This is a genomic window from Nocardia sp. NPDC004568 (assembly GCF_040609955.1).
Classification (GTDB): Bacteria; Actinomycetota; Actinomycetes; order Mycobacteriales; family Mycobacteriaceae; genus Nocardia.
This window is the reverse complement of sequence record NZ_JBEXLL010000125.1, coordinates 1-9,200: the sequence shown is the minus strand read 5'-3', so window position 1 is coordinate 9,200 and position 9,200 is coordinate 1. Positions and strand designations below refer to the sequence as shown.

The 9,200-nt window shown below is 65.1% G+C and carries 15 protein-coding genes; 14 read left to right on the top strand and 1 reads right to left on the bottom strand.

Annotated elements, in window-relative coordinates:
• Positions 1–225 precede the first annotated feature (225 nt).
• The gene (locus ABZV91_RS31105) at positions 226–705 is read right to left on the bottom strand and encodes a hotdog fold domain-containing protein (protein WP_355249299.1); all 480 of its coding nucleotides are present in this window, start codon (positions 703–705) and stop codon (positions 226–228) included.
• Between the two features lie 538 nt (positions 706–1,243).
• On the opposite strand from ABZV91_RS31105, the gene rpsJ reads away from it, so the two are divergent.
• From rpsJ to ABZV91_RS31035, 14 genes are all read left to right on the top strand, one after another.
• Positions 1,244–1,549: a 30S ribosomal protein S10 gene (gene rpsJ, locus ABZV91_RS31100; protein WP_003938093.1), complete on the top strand. Its 306-nt coding sequence runs from the start codon at positions 1,244–1,246 to the stop codon at positions 1,547–1,549.
• Between the two features lie 14 nt (positions 1,550–1,563).
• On the top strand, positions 1,564–2,229 hold the full coding sequence (rplC, locus tag ABZV91_RS31095; RefSeq protein WP_355249298.1) for a 50S ribosomal protein L3: 666 nt from the start codon (positions 1,564–1,566) through the stop codon (positions 2,227–2,229).
• On the top strand, positions 2,226–2,927 hold the full coding sequence (gene rplD / locus ABZV91_RS31090; protein ID WP_039822430.1) for a 50S ribosomal protein L4: 702 nt from the start codon (positions 2,226–2,228) through the stop codon (positions 2,925–2,927). The genes rplC and rplD overlap by 4 nt, the downstream gene beginning before the upstream one ends.
• A complete protein-coding gene (rplW, locus tag ABZV91_RS31085) occupies positions 2,924–3,229 on the top strand; it encodes a 50S ribosomal protein L23 (protein WP_030522697.1) in 306 nt (101 codons plus the stop codon). The genes rplD and rplW overlap by 4 nt, the downstream gene beginning before the upstream one ends.
• Before the next feature lie 33 nt (positions 3,230–3,262).
• Positions 3,263–4,099: a 50S ribosomal protein L2 gene (gene rplB, locus ABZV91_RS31080; RefSeq protein WP_030522696.1), complete on the top strand. Its 837-nt coding sequence runs from the start codon at positions 3,263–3,265 to the stop codon at positions 4,097–4,099.
• A 14-nt stretch (positions 4,100–4,113) separates the two neighbouring features.
• The gene (gene rpsS / locus ABZV91_RS31075) at positions 4,114–4,395 is read left to right on the top strand and encodes a 30S ribosomal protein S19 (RefSeq protein ID WP_030522695.1); all 282 of its coding nucleotides are present in this window, start codon (positions 4,114–4,116) and stop codon (positions 4,393–4,395) included.
• Positions 4,392–4,790, top strand: coding sequence for a 50S ribosomal protein L22 (rplV, locus tag ABZV91_RS31070; RefSeq protein ID WP_030522694.1), 399 nt, complete (start codon positions 4,392–4,394; stop codon positions 4,788–4,790). Before rpsS ends, rplV begins: the two co-directional genes overlap by 4 nt.
• Entirely contained in the window at positions 4,791–5,588 is a 798-nt protein-coding gene (rpsC, locus tag ABZV91_RS31065) for a 30S ribosomal protein S3 (RefSeq protein ID WP_355249297.1), read from the top strand. It abuts the gene before it with no gap.
• A gap of 3 nt (positions 5,589–5,591) precedes the next feature.
• A complete protein-coding gene (gene rplP / locus ABZV91_RS31060) occupies positions 5,592–6,008 on the top strand; it encodes a 50S ribosomal protein L16 (protein ID WP_030522692.1) in 417 nt (138 codons plus the stop codon).
• A complete protein-coding gene (gene rpmC / locus ABZV91_RS31055) occupies positions 6,008–6,247 on the top strand; it encodes a 50S ribosomal protein L29 (RefSeq protein WP_039822435.1) in 240 nt (79 codons plus the stop codon). The genes rplP and rpmC overlap by 1 nt, the downstream gene beginning before the upstream one ends.
• Positions 6,244–6,516 (top strand): 30S ribosomal protein S17, encoded by a 273-nt coding sequence (rpsQ, locus tag ABZV91_RS31050; protein WP_355249296.1) that lies wholly within the window; start codon positions 6,244–6,246, stop codon positions 6,514–6,516. Before rpmC ends, rpsQ begins: the two co-directional genes overlap by 4 nt.
• Before the next feature lie 138 nt (positions 6,517–6,654).
• On the top strand, positions 6,655–6,897 hold the full coding sequence (locus tag ABZV91_RS31045) for a CopG family transcriptional regulator (protein WP_355249295.1): 243 nt from the start codon (positions 6,655–6,657) through the stop codon (positions 6,895–6,897).
• Positions 6,894–7,328, top strand: coding sequence for a PIN domain-containing protein (locus ABZV91_RS31040; RefSeq protein ID WP_355249294.1), 435 nt, complete (start codon positions 6,894–6,896; stop codon positions 7,326–7,328). Before ABZV91_RS31045 ends, ABZV91_RS31040 begins: the two co-directional genes overlap by 4 nt.
• A gap of 838 nt (positions 7,329–8,166) precedes the next feature.
• Entirely contained in the window at positions 8,167–9,144 is a 978-nt protein-coding gene (locus ABZV91_RS31035) for a helix-turn-helix transcriptional regulator (RefSeq protein ID WP_355249293.1), read from the top strand.
• The last annotated feature ends 56 nt before the right edge of the window (positions 9,145–9,200 follow it).

The following is a 9,200-nucleotide window of genomic DNA, read 5'->3' as shown; positions in this document are numbered from 1 at the left end:
GTTTCGGCCTCGAGACTTGCGCTTCGCGCGGCGCTTTCGAGGCCGAAACGGCGAGACGGGCCTCAGCCCTTGGAGGTGTCTCGTAAGACTCGACGCATGGGGTTGTGTCGGCATTCGATGTCCGGATCGGATGCGGGCCTGTAGGTGGGGGTGGGCCCATGGCGTGGGGTGGACAACCGCATGAGGGGGGCCTGCTGTGCTCTGTCCGCAGGTTTTCGCGGGGGGCTAGTTCTTCGGGGTGACCCAGGTGGTGATGTCGGCGTGGACGACTTCTTTGCCGGTCTTGTCGTAGATCGAGACCGGCACCGTGAGATCTCGGCCCTCGGTGATCGTGGCGAAATCCGGGATCTCCGTCAGTTCGGCGACGGCGCGCAGGCCGGTGGTGGCTTTGGTCAGGTACTGGACCTGCATCGCCTTGGGGATCCAGCGGTGGGTGGTGGGGACCGTGGCCTCGCTCAGCATCCCCATCGCGATTTCCGCGAGGTTGCAGGCCGCGATGGCGTGGAAGGTGCCCAGGTGGTTGTGTACGCCGAACCATTTGGGGGCTTTGACCTCGCAGCGGCCGGGTTCGAGCCGGACCACCCGGGGCAGCACGGTGGCGAAGTACGGCACCCGGGCCACCATCGACAGGGAGAACAGGCCGTGGCCGAAGGGGTTGTCGGGCAGCTTGCGCCAGCCGCGGTAGGTACCGGTCTCGTTGGTCATGCCGCTATCTTACTCATCGGTAAGATAGCGGCGGCGGGGTATGGTGGCCGCAGTGCCGGACCTCGGCCGACCCCGATTTGAAACGCCTCGGGGGGCTCGTGCATACTGTTCGGGTTGCCTTGCCCCGGGTGGCGGTCGTTTTCATGAAACGGCCAGGCCGGGCGGGGTGAGCAAAACCAGCGAGTACCTCATCGTTCACCGATGTGGGTACGTCCGGGACGCAGTTCCGAAGGCCACGATCGAAGTTTCTTCCGGGGCCGAGGAATGAGCGGAGAGGCGACACGCCCGACCGCGTGGACCGGAGAACCATGACAGATGAACAGCGGCACGGACTGGGTTCACCCCTGGTCGTGGTCTCCACTGTGTCGGTCTGGTGCCCGATCGGAAGCCCTGCGTGGTTACGCAGGCTGCCTCCTCCGGGCTCCGACCGATAGGGCACGGGACGTCATCGTGTGTTCGGGCTGTGCAAATGAAGGTGGTACGGACGCCCTAGCCGGTATCCGGATCACGGACGAAAGCGGAGAAAAGGACACTTAGCGTGGCGGGACAGAAGATCCGCATCAGGCTCAAGGCCTACGACCACGAGGCGATCGACGCGTCTGCGCGCAAGATCGTCGAAACGGTGACCCGCACCGGGGCCCGGGTCGTCGGGCCGGTGCCGTTGCCGACCGAGAAGAACGTGTACTGCGTCATCCGTTCGCCGCACAAGTACAAGGACTCGCGCGAGCACTTCGAGATGCGTACGCACAAGCGGCTGATCGACATCCTCGACCCGACGCCGAAGACGGTGGACGCGCTCATGCGCATCGACCTGCCGGCCAGCGTCGACGTCAATATCCAGTGACGGGGACTCGAGACATGACTGACAACAAGAGCAGGCCCGCGGCCGGCATCCTGGGCACCAAACTGGGCATGACCCAGGTGTTCGACGACAAGAACCGGGTCGTCCCGGTCACCGTCGTCAAGGCCGGACCGAATGTGGTCACCCAGATCCGCACCGTCGAGCGCGACGGCTACAGCGCCGTGCAGGTCGCCTTCGGCGCCGTCGACCCCCGCAAGGTGAACAAGCCGGAATCCGGTCAGTTCGCCAAGGCCGGTGTCACCCCGCGTCGCCATGTCGCGGAGATCCGGGTCGCGGATGCCTCCACCTTCGAGGTCGGCCAGGAGATCTCGGCCGCCGCGTTCGAAGAGGGCACCTACGTCGACGTCACCGGCACCAGCAAGGGCAAGGGCTTCGCCGGCACCATGAAGCGCCACGGCTTCCGTGGCCAGGGTGCCTCCCACGGTGCGCAGGCCGTGCACCGTCGCCCGGGTTCCATCGGTGGCTGCGCCACCCCCGGCCGCGTGTTCAAGGGCATGCGCATGTCGGGCCGCATGGGTAACGACCGCGTCACCACGCAGAACCTGTCGGTTCACAAGGTGGACGCCGAGAACGGCCTGCTGCTGATCAAGGGTGCGATCCCGGGTCGCAAGGGCGGCGTCGTGATCGTCAAGAGCGCCGTGAAGGGTGGTGCGCACGCATGACCAGCCTCGAGAAGAAGGCCAATCTGACGCTGCCGGTCAAGGAACTCGGTGGCAAGACCAACGGCACCGTCGATCTCCCCGCCGAGATCTTCGACGTGACCGCGAACATCGCGCTGATGCACCAGGTGGTCGTGGCCCAGCAGGCCGCCGCCCGCCAGGGCACGCATTCCACCAAGACCCGCGGCGAGGTCCGCGGCGGTGGTAAGAAGCCGTACCGCCAGAAGGGCACCGGTCGCGCCCGCCAGGGCTCGACCCGGGCGCCGCAGTTCGCCGGTGGTGGCACCGTGCACGGCCCCAAGCCGCGCGACTACAGCCAGCGCACCCCCAAGAAGATGATCCAGGCCGCCCTCCGTGGCGCGCTGTCGGATCGGGCGCGTAACGAGCGGATCCATGTGATCAGCGAACTCGTCGCCGGCCAGGACCCCTCGACCAAGACCGCGAAGACCTTCCTGTCCGAGATCTCGGATCGCAAGAAGTTCCTCCTGGTCGTCGGCCGCGAGGATGTCAACGCCTGGAAGAGTGCCCGCAACCTGGAATACGTGCACACCATCGCACCGGACCAGCTGAACACCTACGACGTTCTGGACAGCGACGAAGTCGTGTTCAGCGTCGAGGCGCTCAACGCCTTCGTGCATGGTCCGACGGAGTCGGCCCAGGATGCTCAGTCCGGCTCCGCTGGTCAGGAGGAGAGCAAGTGAGCACCATCGCCGATCCGCGCGACATCCTGCTGGCGCCGGTCATCTCGGAGAAGTCCTACGGGCTGATCGAGGAAGGCACCTACACCTTCATCGTGCACCCGGACTCCAACAAGACCCAGATCAAGATCGCGGTCGAGAAGGTCTTCGGGGTGAAGGTCACCAGCGTCAACACCGCCAACCGTCAGGGCAAGCGCAAGCGGACCCGCTTCGGTTACGGCAAGCGCAAGGACACCAAGCGCGCGCTCGTGACCATCTCGGCCGACAGCAAGCCCATCGAGATCTTCGGAGGCCCGGTCGCGTAGGCGGCGGGGAGTCCAGAAAGCAGAGAAGAACTCATGGCAATCCGTAAGTACAAGCCGACTACCCCGGGCCGCCGCGGGTCGTCCGTCTCGGACTTCGCCGAGATCACCCGGTCGACCCCCGAGAAGTCGCTCGTCCGCCCGCTGACCAAGAGCGGTGGCCGTAACGGCCACGGCCGGATCACCACCCGGCATCGCGGTGGCGGTCACAAGCGCGCCTACCGGCTGATCGACTTCCGCCGGCTGGACAAGGACGGCGTGCCGGCCAAGGTCGCTCATATCGAGTACGACCCCAACCGCACCGCCAATATCGCGCTGCTGCACTACCTGGACGGCGAGAAGCGCTACATCATCGCGCCCAAGGGCATCGCGCAGGGCACGAAGATCGAGTCCGGTCCGACCGCGGATATCAAGCCCGGCAACAACCTGCCGCTGCGCAACATCCCGACCGGTACCACCATTCACGCGGTGGAGCTGCGTCCCGGCGGCGGCGCCAAGATGGCCCGCTCGGCCGGTGCCAGCATCCAGCTGCTGGGTAAGGAAGGCCCCTACGCCACGCTGCGTATGCCCTCCGGTGAGATCCGCCGCGTCGACGTGCGCTGCCGCGCCACCGTCGGCGAGGTCGGCAATGCCGAACAGTCGAACATCAACTGGGGCAAGGCCGGTCGTATGCGCTGGAAGGGTCGCCGCCCCACGGTCCGTGGTGTGGTCATGAACCCGGTCGACCACCCGCACGGTGGTGGTGAGGGCAAGACCTCCGGTGGTCGCCACCCGGTCTCGCCCTGGGGTCAGCCGGAAGGCCGCACCCGTAAGCCGAACCGTCCGAGCGACAAGCTCATCGTCCGTCGCCGTCGTACCGGCAAGAAGCGCTAAGGAGGAGGTAAGAAATGCCACGCAGCCTCAAGAAGGGCCCGTTCGTCGACGACCACCTCCAGGCGAAGGTGGACGTGCAGAACGACAAAGGCACCAAGCAGGTCATCAAGACCTGGTCGCGTCGTTCGACCATCACCCCCGATTTCATCGGTCACACCTTCGCCGTCCACGACGGCCGCAAGCACGTGCCGGTGTTCGTCTCGGAGAACATGGTCGGGCACAAGCTCGGTGAGTTCGCGCCGACGAGGACGTTCCGCAGCCACGTCAAGGAAGATCGGAAGAGCAAGCGGCGATGAGCACAGAAACGCAGAATCCGACTGCGCGCGCGACCGCCAAGCACGTGCGCGTGACCCCGATGAAGGCGCGCCGGGTCGTGGACCTCGTTCGCGGCAAGCGTGTCTCCGACGCGCTCGACCTGCTCCGGTTCGCCCCGCAGGCCGCCAGCGAGCCGGTCGCCAAGGTCGTGGCCAGTGCCGCGGCGAACGCCGAGAACAACCTCGGCCTCAACCCGGACACCCTGGTCATCTCGACGGCGTATGTCGACGAGGGCGCGACCATGAAGCGGTTCCAGCCGCGTGCCCAGGGCCGCGCGTTCCGGATCCGCAAGCGCACCAGCCACATCACCATCGAGGTCGAGAGCGTCCCCACCGCCGGTGGCACTCGTGGCCGCCGGAAGGGAGGGGCAAAGTAAATGGGACAGAAGATCAACCCCCACGGCTTCCGCCTCGGAATCACCACCGACTGGAAGTCCCGTTGGTACGCCGACAAGCAGTACTCGGACTACGTCAAGGAAGACGTCGCCATCCGGAAGCTGCTGGGCACCGGCATGGAACGGGCCGGCATCTCCAAGGTGGAGATCGAGCGCACCCGTGACCGGGTTCGCGTCGATATCCACACCGCGCGTCCGGGCATCGTCATCGGCCGCCGCGGCGCCGAGGCCGATCGCATCCGCGCCGAGCTGGAGAAGCTCACCGGCAAGCAGGTCCAGCTGAACATCCTCGAGGTCAAGAACCCCGAGTCGGATGCGCAGCTGGTCGCCCAGGGTGTGGCCGAGCAGCTGTCCAACCGTGTGGCGTTCCGTCGCGCGATGCGCAAGGCCATCCAGTCGGCCATGCGTTCGCCGAACGTCAAGGGCATCCGTGTGCAGTGCTCGGGCCGCCTCGGTGGCGCCGAGATGTCGCGCTCGGAGTTCTACCGCGAAGGCCGCGTCCCGCTGCACACCCTGCGTGCCGATATCGATTACGGCCTCTACGAGGCCAAGACCACCTTCGGTCGTATCGGTGTCAAGGTCTGGATCTACAAGGGCGATATCGTCGGCGGCAAGCGTGAGCTGCCCGCCCCGAGCGCGCCGGCCGGGGATCGCCCGCGCCGGGAGCGCCCGAACCGCCCGCGTCGTTCCGGTTCCTCCGGCACCACCGCGACCAGCACCGAGGCCGGGCGCGCCGCTACCGCGGTGGCCGAGCCCCCGGCAGAAAAGCAGGAGGGCTGACCAATGCTGATGCCCCGCAAGGTCAAGTTCCGCAAGCAGCACCACCCGAGCCGTAGCGGTCTCGCCAAGGGCGGCACCTCGGTGTCGTTCGGTGACTTCGGTATCCAGGCGCTGGAACCGGCGTACGTGACCAACCGGCAGATCGAGTCGGCGCGTATCGCGATGACCCGCCACATCAAGCGTGGCGGCAAGATCTGGATCAACATCTACCCGGATCGCCCGCTCACCAAGAAGCCGGCCGAAACCCGTATGGGTTCCGGTAAGGGTTCGCCGGAGTGGTGGATCGCGAACGTCAAGCCCGGTCGCGTGATGTTCGAGATGAGTTACCCCAACGAGGAGATCGCTCGTGAGGCGCTGCGCCGCGCGATGCACAAGCTCCCGATGAAGTGCAGGATCGTGACGAGGGAGGAGCAGTTCTGATGGCAACCGGTACCCCTGCCGCAGAGCTCCGCGAGCTGACCGAGGAGGAGCTCGTCTCCCGCCTGCGCGAATCGAAGGAAGAGCTGTTCAACCTGCGCTTCCAGATGGCGACCGGTCAGCTGACCAACAATCGCCGGCTGCGTGTGGTGCGTCACGAGATCGCGCGTATCTACACGGTCATGCGTGAGCGCGAGCTCGGTTTGGCCACCGGACCCGCTGACAAGGGAGATGCGGCATGAGCGAGAAGGTGGAGGAGCAGCGCGGCACCCGTAAGGTCCGGGTCGGCTACGTGGTCTCCGACAAGATGAACAAGACGATCGTCGTCGAGCTGGAGGACCGTAACCGGCACAAGCTCTACGGCAAGATCATCCGCACCACCTCCAAGGTGAAGGCGCACGACGAGAACGAGGTCGCCGGTGTCGGCGACCGCGTGCAGCTGATGGAGACCCGGCCCACGTCGGCCACCAAGCGGTGGCGGCTGGTCGAGGTCCTGGAGAAGGCCAAGTAAGGTCGCTCTTCGGCTGAGAAGGTCGTAAACGTAAGGCCCGCTTCCCGTTCGGGAGGCGGGCCTTCGTCGTTCCGGGGGCATTCGCTAGGGCTTGTCGAGCAGCGATCCGAAGCATTTCTGACTGGTACCATATATGGCATGCTGAAAACGACCGTCTACCTCCCCGAGGAACTGGAGGTCCGGCTCGATGCGGAGGCCGCGGCCACCGGGGTAAGTAAGGCGGAACTCATCCGCCGCGGTATCGCTATGTTGCTGGACGCCTCCGAACGTCCACGCGACAGCGCCCCACTGCCGGTCTTTCACAGCGGGCGTTCACGTGGCGTCGACGAGATGCGCGACGACATCTACCGCCAGATCAAGCAGCGGTCGGCCCGTCGGTGATTATCGTCGCCGACACCTCAGCACTGTTCGCCGCATTCGATGCCGACCAGGAGGAACATCAGCAAGCACTGTCGGTGATGGAACGCGAGATGTTGATCATCTCACCGCTGGTGCTGACCGAGCTGGACCATCTGACTCGTCGCGATCTCGGCTTTCTCGCGGCAATGAAGATCACCGATGCGCTGCTGGCGCGAACGATCGACGGAAGTTACCGGCTCGCCGAATTGAAACACGTCGATCTGTCCACGGCGCAATCGGTCCGCGCCAAATATGAAGGGTTGCAGCTCGACCTTGCTGATGCGGTGGGTGTCGCGCTCGCCGACAAGTACAAAACCGACTGCATCTTCACACTCGATCAACGCGATTTCCGTGCGATCGAACCGCTGACACCTGGTCTCCGCTCGTTCCGAATTCTGCCCGCTGACAAGTAGTACCCTTCTTCCTCGAACCGCTCGCCGGACATGGGCTTGCGCAGCGCGTCCTCGGGAGTTTCCTCGGTGGCCCCGTACTGCCACGATGCCTCCCCGGTTCGGCCAGCGGTTACCCACTGTTTGGGACTATCCTCTGTACCGTCTGTCGATCTGAGTATGCGCAGCTGGGGGTTGGATGGCGCGGCGGTTCTATCGTCAGTGGTTCGGTCCGTCCTCGTGGCACGACCCGGACGATGATCTTCCCTACGAGCCTCGTCCCGCCTGGGTTCTCAGCACGCCGGGCAACGGCGCGAACCCGCTGATCATCTACCACGTCAATCGCTGGTGCCCAATTCTGCGTGGGGACGGTGAGTTGGCGGAACGTTGCGGCGGGAGCTGCAGTGTCGAGTCGATGCACCAGCGAGCCGCCCGGAAATGGCCGGCCTGCCCCGAGTGCCTCAGAGATCTCACCGACTTCTCGCTATGGAGAGCGTGCACGGTTTCGGAGAGTTCGAAACCTTATCCGGGCACTCTTTTGCGATGGGGTCGTTCGGCTACCGGAGAGTGGCTCGGACTTGTGATGTCGCGTTGTGCGGATCATCGGATCATTGCCGAGGTGAAGTCGGCGGCGGTACTTCGGCCCGACGACGATTGACGGCTGTGGTCGCAGTGTTCCAGCTCGGCCGGAACACTCCGCGCGAGTTCGCGATGGCGCTTCGGAGTGGTCCGGCCACATCATCAGCAGTTCACAGGCGCTCGGTGCCTCCTTCGCGGCCGCGCATCGGTATGCGCCCGCGATTGCGCGGTCTGCCTCGATTTGCCCCTGCGCGCAACCATCGAGCAGGGATACTCTCTGGTGATGCCGACTGCCGCTGGTGATCCCCGGCTCGGGGAAGTGATCAAGGCGTACATGGAAACTCGGGGTATCGCGACGCATGAGGCAATGGCACGAATCCTGGGTGTCGAGCGCAGTCTGGTGTCCAAGTATGTCAACGGTTCACGATCGTGCCGGGATGTGACCCAGCTGAGGCAGTTCGCGGAGGCCATGGGACTCTCACCGGAGATCTTCGGTCTGCTCGGTCGGCCCGAGGGGGAGGTCTCTCGCAGAGAGGTCGAGGACTGGAAGCTGGTGCGGCAGACACTGAACCGCAACCGACAGGTTCTCACTTCGGTCGCTGCTCGCCTGTACTGGGAGCCGCTGCGAATCGAGGGTACGAACTGCTTGACGACACCGGCCTGGATCGCGCCGACTCCGGTGCCGCTGAATCGTGTGCGGCTCAGTTTGGAGGAAGAGGCCGCCGAACCGCTGCTGGATGGAAGCGAGACCGAGACCGAGTCTATCCGGCCGATAGCGTCGGACGGGACGCGTTTCGAGCGCTACAGTCAAGCCATTCGAACGATCGCACAACCCGCCCTGTTCGAGAATCGGACGTCCTACCGCCTGCTCGACGCGGAGTTCGACGAGGGCGGAGGCCGGATGAGATTCGGGCTCACCACCTACTTCGACATGATCGATATATGCGAGGCACTCGCTCACGAGACTGCCGCGGCGTGGATGACCCGTGGCCATGGCGACAGAACGGAACTCCACGAACTACCTTTTCGGGAGCGGGTCGGGGACCTCTTCGATACCGGTCGCCGTGCGGTGCTTCCCAGTATCAACACATTGACAATTCGGCGCGGTCCCGCTGGCGACACCTTCTTCCTTCATCGGCGGGGTTCGGCATCGGTGACGCTTGCTCCTGGGCTGACACATATCGTTCCGGCGGGTGTGTTCCAGCCGGCGGCCATCGGGCCGTGTGGCGGGTACCCGATAATGCGTCCACCCGGAAATTGAGTCCGGGTCGTTCGGTTGGTGTTCAGTCGATCCCGCAGGCCACCGGATGGTGGGTG

Coding starts and splice junctions, on each gene's coding strand:
- rpmC (WP_039822435.1), top strand. CDS start 6,008: ATGGCAACCGGTACCCCTGCCGCAGAGCTCCGCGAGCTGACCGAGGAG.
- rpsS (WP_030522695.1), top strand. CDS start 4,114: ATGCCACGCAGCCTCAAGAAGGGCCCGTTCGTCGACGACCACCTCCAG.
- ABZV91_RS31035 (WP_355249293.1), top strand. CDS start 8,167: ATGCCGACTGCCGCTGGTGATCCCCGGCTCGGGGAAGTGATCAAGGCG.
- rpsC (WP_355249297.1), top strand. CDS start 4,791: ATGGGACAGAAGATCAACCCCCACGGCTTCCGCCTCGGAATCACCACC.
- rplP (WP_030522692.1), top strand. CDS start 5,592: ATGCTGATGCCCCGCAAGGTCAAGTTCCGCAAGCAGCACCACCCGAGC.
- rpsQ (WP_355249296.1), top strand. CDS start 6,244: ATGAGCGAGAAGGTGGAGGAGCAGCGCGGCACCCGTAAGGTCCGGGTC.
- rplC (WP_355249298.1), top strand. CDS start 1,564: ATGACTGACAACAAGAGCAGGCCCGCGGCCGGCATCCTGGGCACCAAA.
- ABZV91_RS31105 (WP_355249299.1), bottom strand. CDS start 705: ATGACCAACGAGACCGGTACCTACCGCGGCTGGCGCAAGCTGCCCGAC.
- rplD (WP_039822430.1), top strand. CDS start 2,226: ATGACCAGCCTCGAGAAGAAGGCCAATCTGACGCTGCCGGTCAAGGAA.
- rplV (WP_030522694.1), top strand. CDS start 4,392: ATGAGCACAGAAACGCAGAATCCGACTGCGCGCGCGACCGCCAAGCAC.
- ABZV91_RS31045 (WP_355249295.1), top strand. CDS start 6,655: ATGCTGAAAACGACCGTCTACCTCCCCGAGGAACTGGAGGTCCGGCTC.
- rplB (WP_030522696.1), top strand. CDS start 3,263: ATGGCAATCCGTAAGTACAAGCCGACTACCCCGGGCCGCCGCGGGTCG.